This window comes from Pelomonas sp. Root1217, assembly GCF_001425705.1.
Classification (GTDB): domain Bacteria; phylum Pseudomonadota; class Gammaproteobacteria; order Burkholderiales; family Burkholderiaceae_C; genus Pelomonas.
This window is the reverse complement of the sequence record NZ_LMDC01000001.1, coordinates 1480086-1506809: the sequence shown is the minus strand read 5'-3', so window position 1 is coordinate 1506809 and position 26724 is coordinate 1480086. Positions and strand designations below refer to the sequence as shown.

The window sequence follows — 26724 nt, the reverse complement described above, 5'->3', positions numbered from 1 at the left end:
CTAAATCGAAAACATCATGGCGGTCAGCGTGAAGTCCAGGGCCAGAACGGCCAGCGACGACAGCACGACGGTCCGCGTGGTCGCTGCCGACACGCCCTCTGGCGTGGGCCGGCAACCATAGCCCTGAAGCAGCGCGATGAAGGTGACCGTCACGCCGAACACCAGGCTCTTGATGACGCCGTTGCCGACGTCCTTGAACACGTCCACGCCGCCTTGCATCTGCGACCAGAAGGCACCGGGGTCTATGCCCAGCAGCGGCACGTCGACCAACCAACCGCCCATGATGCCAACAGCCGAGAAGACCGCGGCCAGCAAGGGCATCGCGATCAGCCCGCCCCAAAAGCGCGGCGCCAGCACGCGCTGTACCGGGTCCACGGCCATCATCTCCATCGCGGTGAGCTGCTCGCCGGCCTTCATCAAGCCGATCTCGGCGGTCAGCGACGTCCCGGCGCGGCCCGCAAACAGCAGCGCCGTGACCACCGGGCCCAGTTCTCGCACCAGGCTCAGCGCAGTCAGCAGGCCCACCGCCTCGCGCGAGCCGTAGCGCTGCAGCGCATAGTCGCCCTGCAGGGCCAGCACGGAGCCAACGAACAGGCCCGACACGCCGATGATGAGCAGCGAGCGATTGCCCAGATAGAAGAGCTGCTCGCGCACGAGCACGAAACGCATCAGCGCACGCGGCGAACAGGCGAGCAGCGCGGCGAACAGGCGCGCGGCAGCACCCAGATCGGCGAGCAGCATGCGCACGCTCAAGCCCACGTTGGCGGCCAGTGCCATCATGACGCCACCCCGAAATCCTCGGCCACCGGCACGGCAGGCTGGTGAAAGCGCACCGGCCCGTCAGGCTCGGCACCCACGAACTGACGCACCAGCGGGTCATCGCTGTGGCGCAGCTCGTCCGGCGTGCCCTGGGCGACGATGCGGCCATTGGCCACCATCGCCACCTCGTCGGCGATCTCGAAGGTCTCGTGCAGGTCGTGCGAGACGATGATGCTGGTCAGGCCGAGGGCGTCGTTCAGGTCGCGGATCAACCGGGCGGCCACGCCCAGCGAGATCGGGTCCAGGCCGGCGAAGGGCTCGTCGTACAGCACCAGGTCCGGGTCCAGCGCGATTGCGCGGGCCAGGGCCACGCGCCTCGCCATGCCGCCGGAGACTTCACTGGGCAGCAGGTCGCGCGCGCCGCGCAGGCCCACCGCATTGAGTTTCATCAGCACCAGGTCGCGGATCATGGCCTCGGGCAGATCGGTGTGCTCGCGCAGCGGGAAGGCCACGTTCTCGAAGACGCTGAGGTCGGTGAACAGCGCGCCAAACTGAAACAGCATGCCCATGCGCCGGCGCACGGCATACAGGCCGTCCAGGTCCAGCGGCGCCAGGTCCTGGCCGTCGAACAACACATGGCCGCTCATGGGCCTGAGCTGGCGGCCGAGCAGGCGCAGCACGGTGGTCTTGCCGCCACCCGAAGTGCCGATCAGCGCCAGCACCTTGCCGCGTTCCAGCTTCAGGTTGACGCCGTCCAGCACCACGCGGTCGCCGTAGCCGACGCTGACGTTGCGCAGTTCAATCAGAGGTGCGATTGCCAAGGGTTTCACGCAGGCGGGCTGCAAGCCGGGGGCGGGAGAAAGGGCGCCATGATAGGGGAAACACCGAGAACCACGGGGTTCACCCTTGGCAGACCTGCCGGCGTGCCGATAAAGAGCGGAGCCAGGACACCGCGCTGTAGCGTCCGCATGCCTTCGTCAACCCTCTGAACAACTGTCACGACCGCGCCAAACGTGCGCCAGTTCACGAATCGGCGCGCGGCTGCGACCAGCGTTCGTTGCTTCGCGACAAGCGGTATCGCGCTGGCGCCCCTCGCTACCAAAATAGCTTCCACCGACATGCAAAGCATCACCATGCGCCATCGACTCCGCTCCACCGCAGCCCGCGGCTTCACGCTCATCGAGTTGATGATCGCGGTGACCATCATCGGCATCCTTGCAGCGGTTGCCATCCCGCAATACAGGGACTATGTGGCGCGCAGTCGGCTGTCTGATGCAAGTTCCGGCCTGACGACGATGCGCGCGCAGATGGAGCGCTACTACCAGGACAATCGCACCTACGCGAATGTCGGGACCTTCGTCTCGCCCTGCAATAACGCCACGGCCTCAGCACGTACCTTCGGGAACTTCTTGGTCAGTTGCACCGGCACGCTGGATGCCACTCGGTTCACCTTGCAGGCCGAGGGCAGTGGCCCGTCCTCGGGCTTCACGTTCACGATCAACCATCAGGACGTGCGAGCGACAACGGCTGTTCCCAGCAGCTGGGGCAGTACCTGCACCAGCAAGTGGATCATGAAGAAGGGCGACCCGTGCTGATACGCCGTGGCTCAGGCTTCAGCCTCATTGAATTGCTGGTGGCCGTCAGCGTCCTGGCCATCTTGACCGCTGTCGCCATGCCCAATTTCATGACTTGGATCCGCAATTCGCGGGTGCGTACGGTCGCGGACGCTCTGCAGTCTGGCATGCGACTGGCCCAGGGCGAGGCGCAGCGACGCACGCATACAGTCGTGTTCTTCCTGACGAACAGCAAGACTTGCGATCCCGCGGCGACGGCCGCTGCCGGAGGCAGCTATTGGCAGGCCCGCACCGTGCCCAACGCCTTGCTGACCGGTGATGCAGCCGAAGCCGTGCAGTGCGGCGTGCTGACCGACGTGTCATCTGGCGTCAACCTGACCTCCAACAAAACGGCGCTGTGCTTCGGCGGCGATGGCCGCCAGGCCACCGTGAGCGATCCGGCCGGCGTTGGCGTCGACTGCACGGCGGCAGCGGCCAGCTACGACATCACGTCGGCGACCTCCAATGCCGAAAACCGCCGGCTGCGGGTGACGGTCAGCTTGGCCGGCTCCATTCGCATGTGTGATCGGGACAAGGCCTCGACAGCGCCGGAAGGATGCCCATGATGACCCCCTCCCGCCGTGCCAGCCGTGGTTTCTCGCTGATCGAGGTCCTTGTCGGCATCCTGATCATCTCTTTCGGGCTGCTGGGACTGATCACGCTGCAAGCCCGCGCGCTGCAGGTTTCCGTCAGCAGCGAAGATTCGCAGCGCGCAGCAATGCTGGCCAGTGAGATGGCGGCGCAGATGCTCAACCTCAATTCCGTCAACGTACCCGCAGCGGTGGTCGCTGCCTGGGCGGCACGTGCCTCGGACCCTACCAATGGCGGCGTCCCTAACGGCGTGGGCACGGTGACTGCGGCGAACGCGACGACCGCGCGCATCACGGTGACCTGGCTACCGGTGCAATCGACCGGTGCCGCGAACGACACGCACACCTACAGCACGGATGTGGTGATTCCGCAATGAGGCGCGCACCTTCAACCGCCTGCGGCGGCTTCTCCCTGATCGAATTGATGGTGACGCTCGCCATCGGCCTGGTGCTGACGCTGGCCATTTCGATGATGGTGGTCAGGCAGGAATCGCTGCGGCGCGGCGTGACTTCGGGCAATGACCTGACGAGCAACACCGCCTATGCGGCCTTTCTGCTGGATCGCGAACTGCGCAGCGCCGGCGCGGGTTTCAGCCAAGCTTCTTCGGCGAACTACGGCTGCGACCTGAATGTGTCGCTGAATGGCGCCCAACTCCTGCCCGCAACAGCCGCGTTTCCGGCGCCCTTCGCCACTGTGCCGCAAACCTATGTGCTGGCGCCGTTGATCATTCACGCCGGCGCCGGCGCCAACGGATCTGACGTGATCGCCGTGGCAACGGGCAACTCCGCATTGAGCGAGTCGGCCCTGCCGGTTTCGCCCAGGTCCACTGCCGCTGGCCAGTTGAAGCTGGCCAACACACTGGGCATCCGCGGAGGCGATCTGGTGCTGCTGTCCCAGGCGGGCGTGGGTTGCATGGTGCAGCAGGTGAGCAACGGCTTCGCCGGCGGCGCCGCCCAGACGCTGACCTTCGGAGGGGCCTACGCCGCCAACACCATCAATGGTTTGGCACTGACTGGCTTCTCAAACGGCAACGCCTTTGTGTCACTGCTGGGCAATGTCAACGGCAATCCACCGCGATTCATGCTGTTCGGCGTTGGTGACAACGCAACGCTGTTTTCCTACGATCTGCTGAAATTGAGTTCAAGCAACGCCGAGGCTCTGGTCGAGGGTGTCGTCGACATGCGGGTGCTGTATGGCGTCGATACCGTGCGCGCAGGACTGGAACAAGTTACGGCGTGGATTGCACCGAGCGCTGCGGGCTACACCGCCGCGGAGCTGACGTCAGGCACCGCGGTCGCCCAGACAAATCTACAGTCCATCTACGCCGTTCGCGTCGGCCTCATCCTGCGCAGCGAGCTGGTCGAAAAATCCGATGTGACGCCGGACACGCTGACGATGTTCAGCGACCTTGGCGCCGGCGCCACCTACACCTATACCGTACCCACCGGTACTGCGAACCAGCGCTACCGCGTCGTGGAGTTCACGGTACCGCTGCGCAATGTCCGCTATTCCCGCTGAGCCGCCGTGATGAAGCGCATCCACACCCACCTCCGGTCGCCAAAGCACAACCAGCACGGCATCGCGCTGATCTTTGCCCTCATCACCCTGGTCATCCTGCTGATCGGTGCGGTGGCCATCTCACGCTCCATCAATTCCAGCCAGTTCACGATCGGCAATATCGGCTTCAAGCGCGACCTGACGAATCAGGGTGAGCGCGCGCTGCAAATTGCGATGGACGCGGTTCGCACAGGACCGCTGGCCGTCGTGACGACTCGCAACACCAATCTGACGAGCGCCAACTACAGCGCCACGCTGCTGGCCACCAATGCCCAGGGCATTCCGAATGCCTTGCTGTCGGACACCACCTTCACCACCGTCGGGGTCGCCAGCAATGACATCACCGTTGCCGACATGGGTGTCACGGTCCGCTATGTGATCGACCGCATGGCCACGGCCACGGGCGGCTGCAGCAGCAGCACCTGCACGATGGCCAACCAGACGGTCTTCGGGGGTGGCTCCAGTGAATGGATCAACTCGCAGACCAACAGCGGCGCCGCCAACAACGCGAACCCGTCCGCAGTTCCTGAACAGCCCATTTACCGCATCACGCTGCGAGTGAAGGGGCCGCGCAACACGCTGTCCTTCTTCCAGTCCACCTTCACCACCAACTGAGCCCGCTCAGGGCGCTTTGAGGTTTTCCATGAATGCAGTCCGCCTTGTTGTCTTCGTGCGCGGTCTGGCGCTGTCAGCCAGCCTCGCGACACTTGCCGTGACGTCGTCTGCCCAGGTCGCGCTGTCGGACCAACCGGTGTTCACGTCCGTCAACGTGCCGGGCAACCTCGCACTGGCGCTGTCGGTGGAGTATCCGACGGCCATCAGTGTGGCCCATCCCTCGCGCACCTACTCATCGGCCAGTACCTACATTGGCTACTTCGACCCAGCCAAGTGCTACGCCTACCGATACACGAACGGCACCAGCACGGACAACTACTTTTATCCGGACGGCGCGGCTACCAATCGAACCTGCTCGGGCAAATGGAGCGGCAACTACCTGAACTGGGCGTCGATGCAGACCATCGATCCATTCCGGTGGGCATTGACGGGTGGCTATCGCGTCCTCGATACCTCGACGCTGACCGTGCTGGAAAAGGGCTGGGCCAGCAACCAGGGCAGCACCAGCAACTTCCCTGACAGCAGCGTCTCTACCAATGCCACCGTGGGTGGCGCCACGCCGTTTTCCACCGCCACCGGCATCGCGACGCGGATCTGGTCCCTCGGCAACAAAATGCGTTTCATGACGGCGACCTCCGGCGTTCCGTCCCCCAACTACGGCAATGCGGCCACGCACTACAACCCCAGCGCGGCCTACGCGCATGGCACGCTCTACGAGGTCTTCATCCGCGTGAAGGTCTGTGACTCTTCCGTGTCTGCCGGAGGCCTCGAGGCGAACTGCACGCTGTACGGCGCCAGCTCCTACAAGCCGACCGGGCTGATGCAGAAGTATTCGGACAAGATTCGCTACAGCGCATTCGGCTACCTCAACGACAGCACTCTCGGTCGAGATGGCGGCGTGCTGCGTGCAAAGCAGAAGTTCATCGGCCCGATGAAACCGGTGCCGGGTGGCATCCCTGTCGCCAACGGGGACGGCCCCGAGTGGGATGCAACGACTGGCGTCATGGTCACGGATCCCAATGCGACGGATGCCGCCGCCACGAACAGCGAGTTCAATATCTCGATCAGCAACAGCGGGGTGATGAACTACCTCAACAAGTTTGGCGAGATCTCGACACCCAGTACCTACAAGACGTACGACCCCGTTGGCGAGCTGTACTACGCCGCGCAGCGGTACTACCGCAACCTGGGCAATGTGCCCGCCTGGACGTCAATGTCTGGCAATGCAGCAACCAAGTCGACCTATGCCGACGGCTTCCCGGTCATCACCACCTGGGATGATCCCGTTCTGTATTCCTGCCAGCGCAACTTCATCCTCGGCATCGGCGACGTCAATGCCCATGCAGACCGCAACCTGCCGGGGGCAACGGGCTCGTCCGAGCCGTCCAAACCTGCCGAAGTCAGCAACGATACGGGCGTCAACGCCACGGACTGGACCAACCGGGTCGGCGTGCTGCAGGGCCTGGGCAATTCGCTTGCGTCCGTCCAGGGCTACGGCGGTTGCTGCACCAACAACGGCGCGCTGATGGCCGGCCTGGCCTACTGGTCCAACATCAACGACATCCGCACCGACAAGAGCGGCGTCCAGACCATCCAGACCTACTGGCTGGACGTTCTGGAATACCAGGCCTTCAAGTCCAACAACCAGTTCTACCTGGCTGCCAAATACGGCGGATTCAAGCCACCCAGCAACTATACGGACGCCACGGCGACGGCCTCCCAGTTCGCCAGCAACGCGTCGACGAAGACCTGGTGGACCACGACCACCGACACCCTGCCGGATGGCTCGCCGCGTCCCGACAACTACTACACGGCCGCGCAGGCCGATCAGATGGTGGCAGGCCTGAACAAGACCTTCTCCAGCATCGCTTCCCAGCTCTCTGCCTATTCGACATCATTCTCGACAGCCCTGCCCCAAGTCTCGGCGCTCGGCGTTGCCTCCTACTCCACCAAGTTCGATGCGAAGAGCTGGACGGGCGAGCTTGAAGCCAGCCTGACCACCTTCAACGCGACGACGGGCGAGCCGAGCCTGCAAAGCCAGTGGACCTTCGCCACCCTGCTGGACACGCAGGCCGCCGGCACGGGCTGGAACACCGCGCGAAGGATCGTCACTTACAACGGGAGCGCCGGCGTGCCCTTCCGCAGCGGTGGTGGCACCAGTGGCATTTCCGCCACCCAGTTGACGGCCCTCGACACGTCCTATGTCTCCGGCAACGATTCAGCCAATTACCTGAACTACCTGCGCGGTGATCGCACCAACGAGGTGTCGTCCGCGGCGGCCGGCTCGACGCACGCCTACCGGGACCGTGCCAAGCTGCTGGGCGACATCGTCAATGCGAAGGCCCGCCCCGTCGCTGCACCGGCAGCGCCCTACTCCGCCGCCAACAACCCCGGCTACGACACCTTCAAGACCACCTACGCTGCTCGACCGCCCATGGTCTACGTCGCGTCCAACGACGGCATGGTTCACGCCGTGGACGGCAGCCTGACCACGAGCACCTTCCCCAACACCAATCCGAGCACGCCGGGCAAGGAGATCTGGGCCTACTTTCCCAGCGCCCTGTTCAGCGGCCCGAGCGGCACCGGCAGTACCGACGGCCTGGCGTCCATCGGCAATCCGACCTTCCTCCACCACTTCATGGTGGACGCCACGCCGTTGACCATCGACGTCGACCTCGGCCGCACCGGCGGCGTCGTCGGCGCCACGAACTGGCGCACCATCCTCGTCGGCGGGCTGGGCAAGGGTGGCAAGGCGCTGTACGCGCTCGACATCACCGACCCCGCTTCGGTCACGACCGAGGCGATCGCGGCTCAAAAGGTGCTGTGGGAGTTCACGGATGCCGACCTGGGCTATGTCTACGGTCAGCCGGTGGTCGTCAAGACGCGCCGCTGGGGTTGGACCGTCGTGGTGGGCTCGGGCTACAACAACACCGATGGCCACGCCTACTTCTTCTTCATCGACCCGCGCACGGGTGCGTTGCTGCAGAAGGTGGCTGCCACCACCAGCGTGCCCACTGCTGGCAACAACTACTGCGCCGCCTGCTCTGCAAGCAATCAGGCAGGCATGGCCCACATCAACGCCTTCGTGCTGGACCTGACTGATGGCTACGCCGACGCGATCTACGGCGGCGATCTGATGGGCAACGTCTGGCGCGTTGATGTCACCGGCACTACCGCCTATCCCGCCCCCGTCAAGTTTGCCAGTTTGGTGGGGTCCAATGGCAGCGCCCTGCCCATCACGAGCAAGCCCCTTCCCGTCGTGCAGCCCGGCACCAACCGCCGCTACATCACCGTGGGTACTGGTCGGCTGCTGGATGCCACCGACCTGAACAACACTCAGGCGCAACGCTTCTTTGCGATCATCGATGGCTCGAACGCGGCTTTCGACGTGGATGGCACCGTCACGGGACAAACCTCGACGCTGCCGGCGGGTATCACCTTCCCGCTGACAGTGGCCAACATGCTGCAGCTGACCGATCTGAACGCCAAGATCACGCTGAATCTGACCACCCAGCTCGGCTGGTATGTGGATCTCGGTGTTTCAGCCGGGGGGCCGGGCTGGAGAGTGCTGTCTGACCCCACCTCTTTCTATGGCACCGTCGCATTCGCGGCCACATCCCCGAGCTCTACCGACGCCTGCGCGCCCAACGGCACCAGCCGCATCTATGCGATCGACCTCGGTTCGGGCTACTGCGGCCTCACCGGCGGTGGTTCGAACTGCTACGTCAGCAAGACGGATGGCGTCGTCATCGATTTGACCTTCTACAGCGTCAACATCAACGGTGTCGGCAAGTCCGTGCTGCTCGCAGGCAAGGACAACTGCACAGGCAACAACTGTCAGCCGGTTGAAAAGGTCGACACGCGCAAGCCGGCCAACCTCGGCTTGCAACGCCTGAACTGGCGCGAAATCCAGGTCAATAACTGAACTCTGCAACACAGACAAGGCCGCCCTCGGGCGGCCTTGTTGCATGTGGAGTGCCGGGGTGCTGTCAGCGCGGCAGCGTCGTCGCGCCCATCAGGTATTCATCCACCGCCCGCGCGGCCTGGCGGCCCTCGCGGATGGCCCACACCACCAGGCTCTGGCCGCGGCGCATGTCGCCGGCAGCGAAGACCTTGTCGACATTGGTCTTGTAGGCGTTCGCACCTTCGGTCGCCGCCTTGCCGTTGCCGCGCGCATCCTTGTCGACGCCGAAGGCTTCCAGGATGGTCGCGACCGGCGACACGAAACCCATGGCCAGGAAGGCCATGTCGGCCTTCAGGACCTGCTCGCTGCCTTCGACCTCGGTCATCTTGCCGCCGTGCCATTGCAGGCGCACCGTCTTGACGCCAGTCAGCTTCCCCTTCTCGCCGATGAACTCCTTGGTGGCGATGGCGAACTCGCGCTCGCAACCCTCTTCGTGGCTGGACGAGGTGCGCAGCTTGATCGGCCAGTAAGGCCAGGTCAGCGGGCGGTCTTCCACTTCGGGCGGCTGGGGCAGCAGCTCGAACTGGGTGACGCTCTTGGCGCCGTGGCGGTTGCTGGTGCCGACGCAGTCGCTGCCGGTGTCGCCGCCGCCAATGACGATGACATGCTTGCCGTCCGCGCGGATCTGGTTCTTCAGCTTGTCGCCGGCGTTGACCTTGTTCTGCTGCGGCAGGAATTCCATCGCGAAGTGCACGCCAGACAGCTCCCGGCCGGGCACGGGCAGGTCACGCGACTGCTCGGCGCCGCCGGTCAGCACGATGGCGTCGAACTGCGCCTTCAGCTCGTCGGCGCTGATGGTTTCCTTGGCCCAGTTGGTGACCTTGCTGCCCTCGGGCAGCGCACCGATCAGCACGCCGGTGCGGAATTCGACGCCCTCGGCCTTCATCTGCTCGACGCGGCGGTCGATGTGGGACTTCTCCATCTTGAAGTCCGGGATGCCGTAGCGCAGCAGGCCGCCGACGCGGTCGTTCTTCTCGAAGACCGTGACGCTGTGGCCGACACGGGCCAGCTGCTGGGCCGCGGCCAGGCCGGCCGGGCCGGCGCCGACGATGGCGATCTTCTTGCCCGTCTTCACCTTGGGCGGCTGCGGGTGTACCCAGCCCTCGGCCCAGGCGCGGTCGATGATGGCGTGCTCGATGGACTTGATGCCCACCGCGTCGTCATTGACGTTCAGCGTGCAGGCCGCCTCGCAGGGCGCGGGGCAGATGCGGCCGGTGAACTCGGGGAAGTTGTTGGTGCTGTGCAGAACGACGATCGCGTTCTTCCAGTCTTCCGGGCGGCCCTTGTAGACCAGGTCATTGAAGTCCGGAATGATGTTGTTGACCGGGCAGCCGCTGTTGCAGAACGGCGTGCCGCAGTCCATGCAGCGCGCGCCCTGCTGCTTGGCCTGATCGACGTTCAGGCCGATGACGAATTCCTTGTAGTTCTTGACGCGGGCGGGGACGGGCTCGTAGCCCTCTTCCAGACGCTCGTACTCCATGAAGCCGGTGACTTTTCCCATGCTCCCTCTCCTCAGGCCTTGGCGGTGACGGCTTCAGGCGCCTTGGCCTGAGCGATGGTTTGTGCGGCTTCCCGGGCGGCGTTGAGCTCGCCCAGGGCACGGCGGTATTCGTTCGGGAACACCTTGACGAACTTGGTGCGCGACTCGGCCCAGTGGTCGAGGATGTCGCGGGCGCGCTGGCTGCCGGTCCAGCGGTGGTGGTCTTCCAGCAGCTTCTTCAGGATGGCCTCGTCGGTCTGCGCCTCGCGGTCCACGCCGTCGACACCCTTGGTGCGGTGCCAGATGGCCTTGTCCACGCTGGCCTCCTGCTCCTGCGCCGTCGCGAGCTTCTCCAGCGACACCATGCTGGTGTTGCAGCGCTTGGCGAAGTGGCCATCCTCGTCATAGACGTAGGCGATGCCACCGCTCATGCCGGCGGCGAAGTTGCGGCCGGTCTTGCCGAGCACGGCGACGGTGCCGCCGGTCATGTACTCGCAGCCATGGTCGCCCGTGCCTTCGACAACGGCCGTGGCGCCCGACAGGCGCACCGCGAAACGCTCGCCCGCCACACCGCGAAAGAAAGCCTCGCCGCGCGTCGCGCCATACAGCGCGGTGTTGCCGACGATGATGTTCTTGGTCGCGTCGCCGCGGAAGTCGATGCTGGGGCGCACGACGATGCGGCCGCCGGACATGCCCTTGCCGGTGTAGTCGTTGGCGTCACCGATCAGGTAGAAGGTGATGCCGTGCGCGAGGAAGGCGCCGAAGCTCTGGCCGCCGGTGCCTTCCATCTGGATGAAGATGGTGTGGTCGGGCAGGCCCTCGGGCTTGCGGCGGATCAGCTCCCCGGACAGGCGCGCACCGACCGAGCGGCGCACGTTGCTGACTTCCTGCATGAACTGCACCTTCTCGCCCTTCTCGAAGGCGGGCAGGCACTTCTCGATCAGCTTGACGTCGAGCGCGCGCTCCAGGCCGTGATCCTGCACATCGTTGTGGATGCGGGCCACGTCGGCAGGCACCTTGTCGAAACCGGGGCGGTAGAAGATGCGGGCGAAGTCCAGGCCCTTGGCCTTCCAGTGCGAGATGGCCTTCTTGGTGTCCAGCCAGTCACTGCGACCGATCAGTTCGTCGAACTTGCGCACGCCCAGCTGGGCCATGATCTGGCGCGCTTCCTCGGCGACAAAGAAGAAGTAGTTGACGACGTGCTCGGGGCGGCCGGTGAACTTCTTGCGCAGCACCGGGTCCTGAGTCGCCACACCCACCGGGCAGGTGTTGAGGTGGCACTTGCGCATCATGATGCAGCCCTCGGCCACCAGCGGCGCGGTGGCAAAGCCGAACTCGTCTGCGCCCAGCAGCGCGCCGATGACGACGTCGCGGCCGGTCTTCATCTGGCCGTCGGCCTGCACGCGCACGCGGCCGCGCAGGCGGTTCAGCACCAGCGTCTGCTGCGCCTCGGCCAGGCCCAGCTCCCACGGCGTGCCGCAGTGCTTGATGGACGACCAGGGCGAAGCACCGGTGCCGCCGTCGTGGCCGGCGATGACGATGTGGTCGGCCTTGCACTTGGCCACGCCGGTGGCGACCGTGCCCACGCCGACTTCGGACACCAGCTTGACCGACACGTCCGCCTTGGGGTTGACGTTCTTCAGGTCGTGGATGAGCTGGGCCAGGTCCTCGATGGAGTAGATGTCGTGGTGGGGCGGCGGGCTGATGAGGCCGACGCCGGGCACCGAGTGGCGCAGCATGCCGATGTACTCGGACACCTTGCCGCCGGGCAGCTGGCCGCCCTCGCCGGGCTTGGCGCCCTGGGCCATCTTGATCTGGATCTGGTCGGCACTGACCAGGTACTCGGTCGTGACGCCAAAGCGGCCGGAGGCCACCTGCTTGATCTTGGAGCGCAGGCTGTCGTTTTCCTTCAGCGCGTAGTCGACGGCGATGACCTTGCCGTCGATGACGTCGCTGATCTTGGTGCCATCGGTGATCTTGATGCCCTTGAGCTCGTTGCGGTAGCGCGCCGGGTCTTCGCCGCCCTCACCTGTGTTGCTCTTGCCGCCGATGCGGTTCATGGCGACAGCCAACGTGGCATGCGCCTCGGTGGAGATGGAACCCAGCGACATCGCGCCGGTGGCGAAGCGCTTGACGATGTCGGCGGCCGACTCGACCTCCTCCAGCGGCACGGCCTTGGCGGGGTCGAACTTGAACTCGAACAGGCCGCGCAGCGTCATGTGGCGCTTGCTCTGGTCGTTGATGAGCTGGGCGTATTCCTTGTACGTCTCGAACTTGCCGGCGCGCGCCGCGTGCTGCAGCTTGGCGATGGCGTCGGGCGTCCACATATGCTCTTCGCCGCGGACGCGCCAGGCGTACTCGCCACCCGTCTCCAGCATGCTGTCCAGCAGCGGGTCGTCGCCGAAGGCGGCCTCGTGCATGCGGATGGCTTCCTCGGCCACCTCGAACACGCCGATGCCGCCCACCTGCGTGGCGGTGCCGCGGAAGTACTTTTCGACGAAGTCCGCCTTCAGGCCGATGGCCTCGAAGATCTGCGCGCCGCAGTAGGACATGTAGGTCGAGATGCCCATCTTGGACATGATCTTGGACAGGCCCTTGCCCACCGCCTTGATGTAGTTGTAGCGAGCCTGCTCTGCCGTCAGCTTTGGCGGCAGTTCGTCCTTCATCGCCTCGAGGCTCTCTAGGGCCAGGTAGGGGTGGACGGCCTCCGCGCCGTAGCCGGCCAGCACGGCGAAGTGGTGCACCTCACGGGCCGTGCCGGTCTCGACGACCAGGCCGGCCGTCGTGCGCAGGCCTTCACGCACCAGGTGGTGGTGGACGGCGGACAGGGCCAGCAGCGCGGGAATGGCGATGCGGTCCTGGCTCAGGTGGCGGTCCGTGATGATGAGGATGTTGTGGCCGGTCTTGATGGCGTCCACGGCCGAGGCGCACAGCGAGGCGAGCTGCGCTTCCACGCCGGCGCGGCCCCAGTCGCGCGGGTAGGTGATGTCCAGCTCACTCGGCTTGAACTTGCCGTTGGTGGGCGCCTCGATGCCGCGCAGGCGGGCCATGTCGTCGAAGTCCAGGATGGGCTGGCTGACTTCCAGGCGCATCGGCGGGTTGATGGCGTTGATGTCCAGCAGGTTCGGCTTGGGGCCGATGAAGCTGTTCAGCGACATCACGATGTTCTCGCGGATCGGGTCGATCGGCGGGTTCGTGACCTGGGCGAAGAGCTGCTTGAAGTAGTTGTAGAGCGGCTTGTTCTTGCCCGACAGCACCGCCAGCGGCGAGTCGTTGCCCATGGAGCCGATGCCCTCTTCGCCATTGGCGGCCATCGGTGCAAGCAGGAACTTGATGTCCTCCTGCGTGGTGCCGAAGGCCTGCTGGCGGTCCAGCAGCGTCGTCGTGAAACCGGGGCGGGCCGTGTCGGGCACGGCGATGTCGTCCAGCTTGACGCGCACGTTCTCGATCCACTGGCGGTAGGGGCGCGCATTGGCGAACTGGTTCTTCAGTTCCTCGTCGTCGACGATGCGGCCCTGCTCCAGGTCGATGAGGAACATCTTGCCGGGCTGAAGGCGCCACTTCTTGACGATCTTGGCTTCGGGGATGGGCAGCACACCGGACTCTGAGGCCATGACCACGAGGTCGTCATCGGTGATGCAGTAGCGGGCCGGACGCAGGCCGTTGCGGTCCAGCGCGGCGCAGACCTGACGGCCATCGGTGAAGGCCATGGCGGCGGGGCCGTCCCACGGCTCCATCATGGCGGCGTGGTACTCGTAGAAGGCGCGGCGGCGCTCGTCCATGCCTTCGTGCTGCTCCCAGGCTTCCGGGATCATCATCATGGCCGCGTGGGCGAGCGGGTAACCGCTCATGGTCAGCAGCTCGATGGCATTGTCGAAGGTGGCCGTGTCGGACTGGTGCTCGAAGCTGATGGGGTAGAGCTTCTTCAGGTCGTCGCCCAGGACGGGCGACTTCATGACGCCTTCGCGGGCGCGCATCCAGTTGAAGTTGCCCTTGACCGTGTTGATCTCGCCGTTGTGGCAGACCATGCGGTAGGGGTGGGCCAGCGGCCATTCGGGGAAGGTGTTGGTGGAGAAGCGCTGGTGCACCAGCGCGATGGCCGAGACGACGCGCGGGTCGGCCAGGTCGAGGTAGTACTTGCCGACCTGGTCGGCCAGCAGCAGGCCCTTGTAGATGACGGTGCGGCAGCTCATCGACGGCACGTAGTACTCGCGGCTGTGCGTGAGCTTGAGCGCCTGGATGGCGCTGGAGGCCGTCTTGCGGATGACGTAGAGCTTTCGTTCCAGCGCGTCGGGCACGATGATGTCCGGGCCGCGGCCGATGAAGATCTGGCGGATCACCGGCTCCTTCTCGCGCACGGTGGGCGACATGGGCATCTCACGGTCCACCGGCACATCGCGCCAGCCGATCAACACCTGGCCTTCGGCCTTGATGGCGCGGGCCAGTTCCTGCTCGCAGGCCAGGCGCGAGGCGGCTTCCTTGGGCAGGAAGATCATGCCAACGCCGTATTCGCCGGGCGGCGGCAGGTTGATGCCCTGCTTGGCCATCTCGGCGCGGTAGTACTCGTCCGGGATCTGGATCAGGATGCCGGCACCGTCGCCCATCAGCTTGTCGGCACCGACCGCGCCGCGGTGATCCAGGTTCTCGAGGATCTTCAGGCCCTGCTGGACGATGTGGTGCGCCTTGTGGCCTTTGATGTGTGCCACGAACCCGAGGCCGCAGGCGTCTTTCTCATTGCCCGGCCGGTAGAGCCCGTGCTCGGCTAGGTCTTGGATCTCGGCTTGAATCTGCGCGGCGTGGCTCATAGCGCCCTCCTGGAACACAACAGGGCGGGAGCGTAATGCAGTGCAGCATTTGCGGCAACCTGATTAAATTAGGGTCAGAGTCAATTAATTTTCCATCAATGTGATGAAGTTAAATAAATGGGGCCATAGTCATGCCACTCCGGTTGGCTTGGTTTCCGACGACGCCAGTGGCGTTTTGCGCGGCCGTCCGCGCGGCCGTTTGAGTGCGACTTTCGGGTGGATGTCGCCCAGCGCATTCAGGAACGCCGCGCCGCCCACTGGCCGCCCCCGCAACACAGCCTCAGTGAACTGCGCTTGCTCCTGCAGGGTGACACCCTGGTCCATCAACTCGCGATAGGCATGTTCGCGCTCGAAGGGTGTGTTGCCCAGTGACCAATACAGTTCATGCTCCGTGACCAGCGCACTGCGCTTCAGGCCAAGGTGGTGGGCGGCGCTGGACCAGGGCCATTGCGCCGCGTCTTGGCACAGTCCTGCACGCACTGGATTCAATTCGATGTAGCGCATGCAGGCCAGCAGATGCCGTTCGCCCTCGATCAAGCCCGCCCTGAACCGCCCTTCCCAGAGCGTGCCGCTGCGCTGATGACGGGTGTTGAACCAGGCCACGTAGCGGCGGCCGAGCGCTTGCATCATGCGACTGAGAGCGTCCACAGCGGGCGGCGTCAGCAGCAGGTGAAGGTGGTTGTCCATCAGCACGTAAGCATGAACGGCCACCCCATACTGAACCGCGACCTCGGCCAATGCGACCAGCAGGTGCTCGCGGTCGTGGTCACTGAAGAAGATGGCCTGACGATTGTTGCCGCGCAGGATGACATGGTGGGGCTGACCCGGCAGGATCAATCGGGGTAGGCGGGCCATGGGTGCGTCCTTGTCGGCCCAGCGGCCACGGTAGAAGCGACCAGGATAATCGACTCCGACCCCATTTTGTGAAATAGGATCAGAAGAGCGTCTTGCCTGTCAGCCTTTGATGCTCGCGGATAGCGAACCGATCGGTCATCCCGGCGATGTAGTCGGCGCAGGCTCGTTCACGATCAGCGCGCTCGGCGAAGTCTGCCGGCATCTGCGTCGCGTCGGTCGAATAAGCCGCGAAGAGGTCGCGCAGCACCTGCTCGGCGCGGCCACGCGTGGATTGCACCTGCGGGTGACGGTAGAGGTTACCGAACAGGAAGCGCTTGAGCGCAGTGCTCTTGGTGCGCATGTCTGGGCTGAAGCGCAGCAGCGGTTTGTCCGCCTGGCGTACGGCGTCGACACCATCGGGCGCTGCGTCAGCCAGCGCCGCACGCGTGGCGTCGATGATGTCGTAGACCTGGGCCGACAGCATGCGGCGGATCGTCTCGAACAGCAGGCGCTTGCCGGCCAGGCCGGGGTGCGCATCCAGCGACGCTCGCCAGTGCTCCCGCACCAGTTCGACATCCAGCAGCTGTTCCAGCTCGATCAGGCCCGAGCGCACGCCATCGTCCACGTCGTGCGCGTTGTAGGCCACTTCGTCGGCGAGATTGCAGAGCTGGGCTTCCAGGCTGGGCTGGCCGCCACGCAGAAAGCGGGTAGCGATGCCGCCAGGTTCGACAGCCTCGATGAGTTCGGCATGCCGTCGCGAGCAGTGCTTGAGGATGCCCTCACGCGTCTCGAAGCACAGGTTGAGGCCGTCGAAATCCGGATAGCGCTGCTCCAGTTGATCGACGACGCGCAGTGACTGCAGGTTGTGCTCGAAGCCGCCATGGGCGCGCATGCATTCGTCCAGCACGTCCTGGCCCGCATGGCCGAACGGCGTGTGGCCGAGATCATGCGCCAGAGCCACGGCCTCGACCAGGTCTTCGTCCAGGCCCAGGCTGCGTGCGATGGAGCGGCCGAGTTGGGCGACCTCCAGTGAATGCGTCAGCCGCGTGCGGAACAGATCGCCCTCATGGTTGAGGAAGACCTGGGTCTTGTAGACGAGGCGGCGAAACGCCGTGCTGTGGATGATGCGGTCGCGGTCGCGCTGGAATTCGCTGCGCGTGGGTGCGGCCGGCTCGGGCAGGCGGCGGCCGCGGCTGCGCGCCGGGTCGGCGGCGTAGGCCGGGCGCGGCGTGAACATCTCAGGCCGCCCCGTGCGCTGCCAGTGTTTCTACGATATGTATGTCTGGCACCGAGTGCAGGCCGGCTCGGCCGATCGTCTCGATGAGGACGAAGCGGATCTCACCCGCCTCCGCCTTCTTGTCCACCCGCATCAGCGACAGATAGCGTTCGGCGCCCAGCTGAGGCGGCTGCACCGGCAGCCCTGCCCTCTCGACCAGGCGGCGCAGGCGCTCGACGAAGCCGGCCGGCATCAGCCCCATGCGCTGCGACAGGTCGGCCGCCAGTACCATGCCGCAGGCAACGGCTTCGCCATGCAGCCACGCGCCATAGCCGAGACCGGCTTCGATGGCATGGCCGATGGTGTGGCCGAAGTTCAGGATGGCGCGCAGGCCTTGCTCACGCTCGTCCTGGCCCACCACGTCGGCCTTGATCTCGCAACTGCGCCGCACCGCATAGCCGAGCACGGCCTTGTCACGCGCCAGCATCGCGTCGAGGTTGTCCTCGATCCAGCACAGGAAACCGGCGTCAGCGATCGGGCCATACTTGATGACCTCGGCCAGGCCAGCGCGCAGTTCACGGTCCGGCAGACTGTCCAGGGTGTCCAGGTCGGCGATGACGCGCGCGGGCTGGTAGAAGGCGCCGAGCATGTTCTTGCCCAGCGTATGGTTGATCGCCGTCTTGCCGCCGACCGACGAGTCGACCTGAGCCAGCAATGTGGTGGGCACCTGCACGAAGGGCACGCCGCGCATGTAGATGGCCGCCGCGAAACCGGTCATGTCGCCGATGACGCCGCCGCCCAGCGCGAACAGCACGGTCTTGCGGTCCAGCGCGTGGCCAAGCAGGTGGTCGCAGATGCGATTCAGGCTGTCCCAATCCTTGTGCTGTTCGCCGTCCGGCAGCACGACGACATCGACCCGGCCGTAGACCGCCAGGAGGCGTTCACGCAGACGAGTGGCGTACAGCGGGGCCACGGTCTCGTTGCTGACGATGACGGCGGTTGCCGCCTTGGGCAGATGCTGCCAGCTGGCAGGCTCGTCCAGCAGGCCCGAACCGATGCGAATCTCGTAATTGCGGTCGTCGGGAAGCCGGATGCGGACGGTATCGGTGGCAGGCATGCGGCCAAGTGTAAGAGCCGCCCCCGCTGGCGGCCCTCTGCGTCCGGTCAAGCCCGCATCAAGCGGCTCGGCCCCAACAGTGGCAGCCACGCGCGTCGGATCGAGCAGGCCGGCCAGTTCCAGCTGCATCAACGCCATGTTGACGAGTGCATGCACCGAAGGCCGTGCACTCTCCAGCACGTAGTGGGCGCAGCGGCGATAGAGCGGGTCGCGCTGCTGGTGGAGTTCGCGCAGCTTGGCCAGCGGGTCGCGCACCTGCAGCAGCGGCCGCGTGGTGTCGTGGCGCAGACGCCGGAACAGGTCCTCGGGCGTGGAGCGCAGGTAAAGCACCGTCGCGCCGCCATGCAGCAGCTCGCGATTGCGCTCCCTCAGCACCGCACCGCCGCCGGTGGCCAGCACGCGATCGCCAGGGCGTGCGATCAGCTCGGCGATTACCTCGGTCTCAAGGTCCCGAAAAGCGTCCTCACCATGGCGCTCGAAGAACTGCTTGATGCTGCCGCCGATGCGCAGCTCGATTTCATGGTCCGAATCGACAAAAGGCACGCCAATTTGGCGTGCCAGTTGTTTGCCGACGGTGGACTTGCCACCGCCAGGCATGCCCACGAGGGCAATCACCTCACTTCGGGCTGGCGCAGCTGCTGCTGGTGCCATAAGGGCTGATCACGAACGGCGGCGGCGTTTCGCTGGTAAGGTCTCCTGCAGAAACCGGCAGTTGTGTGTAGGTATACAGGTAGTCAACGACGCTTGCCGCGTAGGTCTGGCCCTGAGCGACACCCTGAGCCACAAGCGCGGAGTACGACTTGGACGGCAGGGACACCGGCACACCAATCGGGTAGTAAGCAGGTGGGCTGAGGACACCCGCTGCAGTGACCGTGATCTTGTAGTCGACCCAGGTACCCAGACTCTTCGGGTACTCGAGCTGAAGCACAGCGACGCCGTTTGCATCCGTCTTGGTAGCGCCCACCAGCGTGATTGCGACATCGGACTTGCGGGGATCCAACTGCTTGTTGCCGTTCACGTCTTCACCGCCGTCGACGACACCGTTCCGATTCAAATCCTCGTTGGGGCAAATGGCGTTGAGTGCACCCTCGATATACACACCGTCATCAAGGACGGCCGCGTAGTCGCCTTGAGGTGTCAGCTCCCAGCGGCGCTTCGCGATGTTGTATTTCCAAAACCCCTTCGAATAACTACCCAGATCCAACGACGGCGTGATCTGAACATCGGCCTTGGGATTGCCAGCTGAATCCACAACGAGCACGACGTACTTTTTCACATAGGTCAGACCGGCGCCACCCTCACCGACCGTGTTGTCCGTGCCGATCGAGATCGACACCGGATTCGAAACGATGGTCAGCGTCGTGGTCAGCAACTGGCCGCCCGCAGCCACGCAACTGCCAGCCGTGGCGCCGGGCGCGAAGTCGCTGACTTTCCAGCAGGCTTGAATAGTCACGCCGTTCGTCGGGCTGCTGACGGCGCCAGGGGCATAGGTCGTCGAGGCGGTACCCGAGGCATCCGACAGAACGGAGTTTGTCCCAGAGCCGATCTTGCCGGTCCCGTTGTCGCCCGCTGCTGCGAACAGCACGCGAACGTTGGAGATGGGTGCATTGCTGCCATCGCGGAAGATGGCACTGACGGTCACCTGGTTGTTGGTGGTGGACGTGTTGACCGTGACGACATCGGCAGACAGATTCAGTGCCGTCGCGACAGGCGTGGAGCCAGCCACTGGCACCGTCGTACTGCCGCCTGCGATGGGAATCGTCACGAGAGACTCGCGCCCGCCCGCTACCGCCTTGATCGTCAGATTGGTTCCCGGGGCGTTGGGGGTGGTGTAAGTGAACGTATAAGCGCCATTCAAGTCCGTCGTCCCCGTGGCACTGGTCACGCCGTTGCCGCTGACATTGATAGTCACGCCCGGCATCGGATTGCTGTTCACGTCAGACAGCGTGTATTGGACGGTACCGGCGGCGCCCACCGTCGCAACGGCCGGCACCGGGCTGGCTTGCGAGAAGTTTGCCCCAATGACCTGGAACGCCGCGGTGCGCGTCAAGTTGCCGCTTGTCGCAACGACTGTGATGGTGCGATTCGAGCGATCCTGACCGATGTTGACCGTACCCGTCACCTGTCCACTGGCATTTGTAGTGCTGGAGGGCGCGATGAGGAAGGCGCTGGGGTCTGTCACCGAAAGCTGCACGGGAATGCCCAGCAAGGCGTTTCTATTGCCGTCCACTGCCGTAGCCGTGGCGGTGATCGTTGCGCTGCCCGAGTTATTGATATTGCTCGCGCTCAGCGTCAACGTCAGGTCATTGGCCTGAGGATTGTTGGTCGAAGACTGCTGGACGACATTGAAGGTCACCGCCCGCGTAATAGTGCCCGAGGCTACGGTCAGGGTCACGGGACGAACCGAAGTGTCCGAGCCCTGGGTAATCGTGGCCGTCAACTGGCCGCTGGCATTGGTTGCTGTCGCGTTATTTGTCGACACCACCGCATTGGCATTGACGGAAAGGGTGACCGGCACGTTGCCAATCGCGGCGCGGTTGGTGTCGATGGACGTCACCGTCGCCGTGATGGAATCGGACCCCGTGTTCGTCAACGTGGACTTGTTCAGCACGACGACGAGGTCGGCCGCCACCGCGCTCGCCGCGCCCGACGGGGTGGATGCCGGAGGATCGAAGACCGGTGTACCGGCGCTTCCACCGCCACCGCCACAGGCCGTGAGCGCTGCAGCCAGCACACCACCCAACAACGCACGAACCGCAGTCCGGCTCCAAACATCAAACTTCAACATCTCTGCTCACTCCCGTGTGTAGCCAGCGCAGCTGACACATCGTCAATTCGGTGAATTCTCAGCGCACCGTCGACCGTTCACTGACCACCTTGGGCGTCAGGAAGATCAACAGCTCGGTCTTGGAGGTCGTGCGGGTCTTGTTCTTGAACAGGTTGCCCAGGAAAGGCACATCTCCCAGCAGCGGCACCTTGTTGACGGTCTCGCCCTCGTCCTGTGTGTAGATGCCGCCAATGACGACCGTACCGCCGTTCTCGACCAGCACCTGCGTCTGAACATGCTTGGTATTGATTGCATAGCCCTGGGGCGTCAACGTACCGCGGCTGTCCTTGTTGACGTCCACGTTCAGGATGACGCTGCCTTCAGGCGTGATCTGCGGCGTGACCTCCAGCTTGAGGTTGGCCTTGCGGAATGCGATGGAAGTCGCACCACTGGCCGTGGCCACCTGATAAGGCAGTTCCTCACCCTGCTCGATAAGGGCCTTGACCTGGTCGGCCGTGATGACGCGCGGGCTGGACACGACCTTGCCCTTGCCGTCGGATTCAAGCGCCGACAGCTCAAGGTTCAGGAAGCGGTTGGCGGTGGCGCTGAATAGCGACAGCGCGACCTGGGTTGCCGTGCCGCCGCTGAACGCGTCGGACGACGTGTTCGCCGGCAGGTTGACGAACTGGGTGTTGTTGTAATTGGCAGCGACCCCTTGGTTGGTCTGGGAGCCGATGCCGTTGTAGTTGCCACCGATGGTCACATAGTTGCCGCCACCAACGCTATAGCCCGGGATGCCCCCCTGCTGCCCGCGCAGATCGTTGGCGCCGAGCTTGACGCCCAACGAGCGGCCGAACTTGTCGTTGGCCTCGACGATGCGCGCCTCGATCAGCACCTGGCGCACCGGGATGTCGATCTTGGCGATCATGGTCTGGATCTCTTCGAGCTTGCTCGGCACATCCGAGACGAAGAGCTGGTTGGTGCGAGGCTCGAAGATGACACTGCCACGCGCCGAAAGAATGCGCGTCCCGGTACCAGTACCGCTGCCACCACTGCTGGAACCGCCACTGCCGGATGACGTGGCGCCCTGACCCGTCAGGCCCTTGGCAAGGTCCTCGGCCTTCACATAGTTGAGCTGGAAGGACTGGGTTCGCAGCGGTTCGAGCTGGGCGATGGCCGCCTTGGCTTCGAGGTCCAGCCTCTCCTTGGTGGCGAGCTCTTCCTTGGGCGCGATCCACAGCACGTTGCCGGACTTCCTCAGGCCCAGGCCCTTGGCCTGCATGATGATGTCCAGCGCCTGATCCCAAGGCACGTCCTTCAGGCGCAACGTGACGCTGCCGGTCACGGTATCGCTGGTGACGACGTTGAAGTTGGTGAAGTCGGCAATGACCTGCAGCAGTGCCCGGACTTCGATGTTCTGGAAGTTCAGCGACAGCTTGTCACCTGCGTAGCCGGGCCCCTGGGTCAGCTTGTTCGGATCGACCTTCTGCGGCCTGACCTCCAGGACGAACTGGTTGTCGCTCTGGTAGGCGCTGTGTTCCCAGTTGCCCTTGGGTTCGACCAGCATGCGCACCCGATCACCGACCTGGCTCGTGGTGATGGTTTGCACGGGGGTACCGAAATCGACCACGTCGATCTTGCGACGCAGGTTCTCCGGCAGGCTGGACCGCAGGAACTCGACCACCAGGCTATGGCCCTGCTGCTGGATGTCGACGCCGACCTGGTTGCTGGGCAGGTTGACGATGACGCGGCCTGCATCGTCCGCGCCACGACGGAAGTCGATATCGCGCAGCGGCTGAGGTGCGGCGTTGAGGCTCTGTGCGAAATGGACCGGTTCGCCGGGAGCTTGGGCCTGGGGCAAGGGCTGCACGGGCGCCGGGTCGAGGACGATGACCAGGGCATTGCCCTCCAGCTTGGCCGTGTAGCCCGAAGCATGGCGCAGGTTCAGCACGATGCGGGAGCGTTCACCCGCCTGTGCCACATTGGCCGAGCGGAGATTTCCCTGGTTGATGTCGATCTGGTTGCGACCGACGCCGTTCGTGACGCCCGGCAGATCGATGGCGATGCGCGGCGGCGCCTGGATCGTGAAGCCGGTCGGCAGGGCCTGCAAGGGCTCGCTCAGTTCGATCCGTACGACCTCCACACCCGCCTGCTGGCTGGTATTGATCGAGCGTATCTGCGTCTGTGCCCAAGCTGCCGGCGCGGCGGCCAGCAACGTGAGTGCGAATCCCACCAACCAGCCACGGCCCATCGACTTATTCTCCTGCGGTGTCTTGTTCATCGTCCCTTCTCCTGTAGCTGGAGGGTACTGGTGCGCTCGATCCACTCGCCCGCAGCGTCCTGGACGACTTCTCGCAACGTGATCTCGGTCTCGCTGATCTTGGTGATGCGGCCGAAGTTCTGGCCGAGGTAGTCCCCGGCCTTGACTTGATACAACAGGTTGTCGACGCGCAACAGCGCATAGCGGCGGTTGTCGCGCGTCAGGCTGCCCACCATGGCCATGCCGTCCAGCGGATAGGCCTCCAGCGGCTCCTTGCGACGGCTGATCTCGGCCGTCAACAGGGAATTCGGCTGCGCGGCTTCCTGCTTGATCGCGACGCTGAGCTTCTGCGGGCTGTAGGGGTCCACGCCGGCCGCCGACTCATACGGCTGGGGCAGGAATTTCTTGGGCGGCAGCAGCGGCGTGACGGTGGTCTTGGCTTCCTTGCGCTCTTGCTCCATCCATTGGCGCAGCTCATCCATGTCGCTGCCGCAACCGGCCAGCGGCAGCAGCACTGCAAGGGGCATCAGCAGGCGCTTCATTTCTTGCCTCCCGCCGTCTTGGTCGCGGCCTTCTTCTGCTCGGCAACTTCGGTGGCGTCCAGGTAGCGGTAGGTGCGCGCCGTGGCCTCCATGCTGAGGGGGCCGTTCGCGTCGCGCGGGCCACTGGGCGCGACGACCACGAGGTTGTGCAGGGTGACGATGCGCGACAGATTCGACACGTCGGCGGCAAAGGCGCCGATGTCGTGATAGCGGCCCGACACCTTGACCGCGATCGGCAGCTCGGCGTAATAGTCCTTGATCAGCACCTGGCCGGGCCGGAACAGCTCGAACTGCAGGCCGCGCCCGACGCCAGCGCTGCTGATGTCGGACAGCAGGGAATCGATTTCCGCCTTGCCGGGCAACTGCTTTTCAAGCTGGGTCACGTATTCCTCGACCTGGCTCTTCTGCTTGCGCAGTTCGGGCAGGTTGACGGCCTGGCCCAGCTTGTTGTGATAGTCCTGGCGCAGTTGCGGTTCACGGTCGCGCTCTGCTTCCAGGCCGGCCTGCACGTCGGACAGCACAAAAAAGTAGCCGGCCAAGGCGACGATCACCATCACGAACAGCGAGGCGGCGAGCTTGGGCAGCAGCGGCCACTGGCCCGGCTCCTTGGGATTGAGGCCCTGGAACTGGCTCGCGACGTCGGCGAACCAGGCGTTCAGGTCGAACTTGGATGTGGAGGTGGCCATGGGCGATCAGCTCTTCTTCGGCGCTGCGGCACCCGGCGCAGCCTCGCGCGGCGGGGTCTTGATCGAGACCTTCATCGAGAAGTCCAGCAGGCGCCGCTGGTCACGCGTGTTGGTCGTGACATTGGCCAGCTTGACTTCGATGAGATCGGGCTTCTCCAGCCATTCCGAGCTGCGCGACACGTTGCGCAGGAACTCGGACACGCGCTCGTTCGTCTGGGCGATGCCGCTGATGGTGACGAGCTTGGCGTCCTGCTTGATGGCCGTCAGGTAGATGCCTTCGGGGGCCAGCCGGGCCAAATCATTGAGCAGTTGCACCGGCGTGTTGCGATCCGTCTGCAGGTCCTCGACGGCACGCTGGCGCGCCTTGAGCGACTCGATTTCGGCCTTCAGATCGGCGATGTCCTTGATCTGGGCTTCGAGCAGAGAGATCTGGCTCTGGATGTACTGGTTGTGCGACTGCTGCTCGGCGGTCAGGAATTGCAGCATCAGGTAGGCCGCCACCACAAGGCCGGCACCGACCAGGCCAGCAAAGCCCAGGCCGGCGAAGAAGGCAGCCTTGCGCCGCTTGCGCCGTTCTTCGCGATACGGCAGCAGGTTGATCAGGATCACTGGAAGAACCTCCGCATCGCGAGGCCGCAGGCGGTCAGATAGGACGGCGCCTCACGACGCAGCTTGGGCTCGCGCACGGCGGAGCCCATGGCCATGTTCTCGAAGGGATTGACCACCATGCAGGCAAAACCCGTCAGGTCCGTCACCCGCTCCTTCAGACCGGGCAGAGTGGCCGTGCCGCCGGCCAGCATCACGTAGTGCACCTTGTGATGCGGCGTGCTGGTGAAGAAATACTGCAGCGCCCGGCCGATTTCCTGGGACAAGCTGTCGACGAAGGGGTTGAGCACGCTGGTCTCATAGTCCTCCGGCAGCTCATTGGCCAGCTTCTTCTGCTCGGCCTCCTCGAAGGAGAAGCCGTATTGCCGCGAAATGAGCTGTGTCAGCTGGGATCCGCCGAAAGACTGGTCCCGGTCGTAAAGCAGTTCGTCGTCGCGCAGCACCTTGAGGCTGGTGGTGTCTGCGCCAATCTCGAACAGCGCAACGAGGGCATCCTTGCCTTCATTGGGCAGGGCAGCGATCAAGCGGCCCATCGCCATGCGCGACGCGTGAGACTCGATGTCGAGCACGACCGGGCGCAGGCCGGCCGCCTCGGCCAGACCTTGCCGATCCTGCACGCGATCCTTTCGCGACGCCGCGATCAGCACCTCGACATCGCCCACCGACGTGGGGCTGGGGCCGATGACGCAGAAATCCAGGCTGACCTCATCCAGCGAGAACGGGATGTACTGGTTGGCCTCGGCCTCGACCTGCAATTCGAGTTCTTCCTCGCGCAGGCCGGCGGGCAACATGATCTTCTTGGTGATGACGGCCGACTGCGGCATGGCCAGGGCGGCGTCGCGGGTCCTGCTGCCACTGCGCGCAACGACGCGGCGGACTGCGTCGGCCACCTCGTCGAACTTCTCGATCTGGCCGTCAGCAATCCAGCCCTTCTCGAAGGGCTCGCTGGCAAAGCGCTCGAGCACGAATTCACCGCTCTTGGTCTGGCTCAGCTCCACCAGCTTGACGCTGGATGAACTGATATCCAGGCCAATCAGGGGGGGGTGCTTGCGACCCAAAAGTGCGTCAAGTATTCCCATGCCCTTTGTTCCCGACACGCGAGTTACGTATCGGACTATTAATAAGTTACTTGAATGCTAGCAGCAAAGCCGTTGACACCGAACGGAAATTCGGCGCAAGCTGGTAACGCCACGTTGCTAAACATACACGATTCAACAGACTTGCAAGCTACTGAAAAACACATGTGAAGCGGTCGTTTGGCACACGGTTTGATGTGCGCGCGGGTATACAAGGATGCCGAGGCAGCGCTTCC

At 64.5% G+C, this 26724-nt stretch carries 19 protein-coding genes; 6 read left to right on the top strand and 13 right to left on the bottom strand.

What is annotated here, in order from left to right; all coding sequences use genetic code 11:
* Together mlaE and ASC95_RS06765 are read right to left on the bottom strand one after the other, a co-directional pair.
* A complete protein-coding gene (gene mlaE / locus ASC95_RS06770) occupies positions 1-780 on the bottom strand; it encodes a lipid asymmetry maintenance ABC transporter permease subunit MlaE (RefSeq protein ID WP_057296926.1) in 780 nt (259 codons plus the stop codon).
* Positions 777-1580 carry an ABC transporter ATP-binding protein gene (locus tag ASC95_RS06765; RefSeq protein ID WP_235537721.1) on the bottom strand — a complete coding sequence of 268 codons (804 nt, stop codon included), beginning with the start codon at positions 1578-1580 and terminating at the stop codon, positions 777-779. The genes mlaE and ASC95_RS06765 overlap by 4 nt, the downstream gene beginning before the upstream one ends.
* Positions 1581-1877: 297 nt before the next feature.
* On the opposite strand from ASC95_RS06765, the gene ASC95_RS06760 reads away from it, so the two are divergent.
* From ASC95_RS06760 to ASC95_RS06735, 6 genes are read left to right on the top strand one after another with little or no spacing between them, the layout of a single operon-like run.
* A complete protein-coding gene (locus tag ASC95_RS06760; protein ID WP_057296925.1) occupies positions 1878-2354 on the top strand; it encodes a type IV pilin protein in 477 nt (158 codons plus the stop codon).
* Positions 2348-2938, top strand: a complete 591-nt coding sequence (locus ASC95_RS06755; protein ID WP_057296924.1) for a Tfp pilus assembly protein FimT/FimU — start codon at positions 2348-2350, stop codon at positions 2936-2938. Before ASC95_RS06760 ends, ASC95_RS06755 begins: the two co-directional genes overlap by 7 nt.
* Entirely contained in the window at positions 2935-3339 is a 405-nt protein-coding gene (pilV, locus tag ASC95_RS06750) for a type IV pilus modification protein PilV (protein ID WP_235537719.1), read from the top strand. Before ASC95_RS06755 ends, pilV begins: the two co-directional genes overlap by 4 nt.
* The gene (locus ASC95_RS06745; RefSeq protein ID WP_057296922.1) at positions 3336-4481 is read left to right on the top strand and encodes a PilW family protein; all 1146 of its coding nucleotides are present in this window, start codon (positions 3336-3338) and stop codon (positions 4479-4481) included. Before pilV ends, ASC95_RS06745 begins: the two co-directional genes overlap by 4 nt.
* Before the next feature lie 9 nt (positions 4482-4490).
* Positions 4491-5135: a hypothetical protein gene (locus ASC95_RS06740; protein WP_057296921.1), complete on the top strand. Its 645-nt coding sequence runs from the start codon at positions 4491-4493 to the stop codon at positions 5133-5135.
* Positions 5136-5163: 28 nt separating this feature from the next.
* Positions 5164-9060, top strand: coding sequence for a pilus assembly protein (locus ASC95_RS06735; RefSeq protein ID WP_057296920.1), 3897 nt, complete (start codon positions 5164-5166; stop codon positions 9058-9060).
* Positions 9061-9124: 64 nt separating this feature from the next.
* Here the strand turns inward: ASC95_RS06735 and ASC95_RS06730 are convergent, their stop codons facing one another.
* From ASC95_RS06730 to ASC95_RS06680, 11 genes are all read right to left on the bottom strand, one after another.
* The gene (locus ASC95_RS06730) at positions 9125-10600 is read right to left on the bottom strand and encodes a glutamate synthase subunit beta (protein ID WP_057296919.1); all 1476 of its coding nucleotides are present in this window, start codon (positions 10598-10600) and stop codon (positions 9125-9127) included.
* Between the two features lie 11 nt (positions 10601-10611).
* A complete protein-coding gene (locus ASC95_RS06725) occupies positions 10612-15384 on the bottom strand; it encodes a glutamate synthase-related protein (RefSeq protein WP_057296918.1) in 4773 nt (1590 codons plus the stop codon).
* Between the two features lie 129 nt (positions 15385-15513).
* Entirely contained in the window at positions 15514-16239 is a 726-nt protein-coding gene (locus ASC95_RS06720; protein ID WP_057296917.1) for a transposase, read from the bottom strand.
* Between the two features lie 79 nt (positions 16240-16318).
* Positions 16319-17455 carry a deoxyguanosinetriphosphate triphosphohydrolase gene (locus ASC95_RS06715; protein WP_057296916.1) on the bottom strand — a complete coding sequence of 379 codons (1137 nt, stop codon included), beginning with the start codon at positions 17453-17455 and terminating at the stop codon, positions 16319-16321.
* 1 nt (position 17456) lies between these two features.
* A complete protein-coding gene (aroB, locus tag ASC95_RS06710; protein ID WP_369820581.1) occupies positions 17457-19166 on the bottom strand; it encodes a 3-dehydroquinate synthase in 1710 nt (569 codons plus the stop codon).
* Between the two features lies 1 nt (position 19167).
* Positions 19168-21339 (bottom strand): Ig-like domain-containing protein, encoded by a 2172-nt coding sequence (locus tag ASC95_RS06705; protein ID WP_157255974.1) that lies wholly within the window; start codon positions 21337-21339, stop codon positions 19168-19170.
* 58 nt (positions 21340-21397) lie between these two features.
* Positions 21398-23599 carry a type IV pilus secretin PilQ gene (gene pilQ / locus ASC95_RS06700; protein ID WP_057296913.1) on the bottom strand — a complete coding sequence of 734 codons (2202 nt, stop codon included), beginning with the start codon at positions 23597-23599 and terminating at the stop codon, positions 21398-21400.
* The gene (locus tag ASC95_RS06695) at positions 23596-24120 is read right to left on the bottom strand and encodes a pilus assembly protein PilP (RefSeq protein ID WP_057296912.1); all 525 of its coding nucleotides are present in this window, start codon (positions 24118-24120) and stop codon (positions 23596-23598) included. The genes pilQ and ASC95_RS06695 overlap by 4 nt, the downstream gene beginning before the upstream one ends.
* On the bottom strand, positions 24117-24806 hold the full coding sequence (locus tag ASC95_RS06690) for a type 4a pilus biogenesis protein PilO (RefSeq protein WP_057296911.1): 690 nt from the start codon (positions 24804-24806) through the stop codon (positions 24117-24119). Before ASC95_RS06690 ends, ASC95_RS06695 begins: the two co-directional genes overlap by 4 nt.
* 6 nt (positions 24807-24812) lie before the next feature.
* Positions 24813-25415 carry a PilN domain-containing protein gene (locus ASC95_RS06685; RefSeq protein WP_057296910.1) on the bottom strand — a complete coding sequence of 201 codons (603 nt, stop codon included), beginning with the start codon at positions 25413-25415 and terminating at the stop codon, positions 24813-24815.
* Positions 25412-26491 (bottom strand): pilus assembly protein PilM, encoded by a 1080-nt coding sequence (locus tag ASC95_RS06680; RefSeq protein WP_057296909.1) that lies wholly within the window; start codon positions 26489-26491, stop codon positions 25412-25414. The genes ASC95_RS06685 and ASC95_RS06680 overlap by 4 nt, the downstream gene beginning before the upstream one ends.
* Between the last annotated feature and the right edge of the window lie 233 nt (positions 26492-26724).

Bases quoted from the DNA above. Each gene is read 5' to 3' on its own strand.
- mlaE (WP_057296926.1), bottom strand. From the start codon at position 780: ATGATGGCACTGGCCGCCAACGTGGGCTTGAGCGTGCGCATGCTGCTC.
- ASC95_RS06760 (WP_057296925.1), top strand. From the start codon at position 1,878: ATGCAAAGCATCACCATGCGCCATCGACTCCGCTCCACCGCAGCCCGC.
- pilV (WP_235537719.1), top strand. From the start codon at position 2,935: ATGATGACCCCCTCCCGCCGTGCCAGCCGTGGTTTCTCGCTGATCGAG.
- ASC95_RS06745 (WP_057296922.1), top strand. From the start codon at position 3,336: ATGAGGCGCGCACCTTCAACCGCCTGCGGCGGCTTCTCCCTGATCGAA.
- ASC95_RS06740 (WP_057296921.1), top strand. From the start codon at position 4,491: ATGAAGCGCATCCACACCCACCTCCGGTCGCCAAAGCACAACCAGCAC.
- ASC95_RS06735 (WP_057296920.1), top strand. From the start codon at position 5,164: ATGAATGCAGTCCGCCTTGTTGTCTTCGTGCGCGGTCTGGCGCTGTCA.
- ASC95_RS06730 (WP_057296919.1), bottom strand. From the start codon at position 10,600: ATGGGAAAAGTCACCGGCTTCATGGAGTACGAGCGTCTGGAAGAGGGC.
- ASC95_RS06725 (WP_057296918.1), bottom strand. From the start codon at position 15,384: ATGAGCCACGCCGCGCAGATTCAAGCCGAGATCCAAGACCTAGCCGAG.
- ASC95_RS06720 (WP_057296917.1), bottom strand. From the start codon at position 16,239: ATGGCCCGCCTACCCCGATTGATCCTGCCGGGTCAGCCCCACCATGTC.
- ASC95_RS06715 (WP_057296916.1), bottom strand. From the start codon at position 17,455: ATGTTCACGCCGCGCCCGGCCTACGCCGCCGACCCGGCGCGCAGCCGC.
- ASC95_RS06705 (WP_157255974.1), bottom strand. From the start codon at position 21,339: ATGTTGAAGTTTGATGTTTGGAGCCGGACTGCGGTTCGTGCGTTGTTG.
- pilQ (WP_057296913.1), bottom strand. From the start codon at position 23,599: ATGAACAAGACACCGCAGGAGAATAAGTCGATGGGCCGTGGCTGGTTG.
- ASC95_RS06695 (WP_057296912.1), bottom strand. From the start codon at position 24,120: ATGAAGCGCCTGCTGATGCCCCTTGCAGTGCTGCTGCCGCTGGCCGGT.
- ASC95_RS06690 (WP_057296911.1), bottom strand. From the start codon at position 24,806: ATGGCCACCTCCACATCCAAGTTCGACCTGAACGCCTGGTTCGCCGAC.
- ASC95_RS06680 (WP_057296909.1), bottom strand. From the start codon at position 26,491: ATGGGAATACTTGACGCACTTTTGGGTCGCAAGCACCCCCCCCTGATT.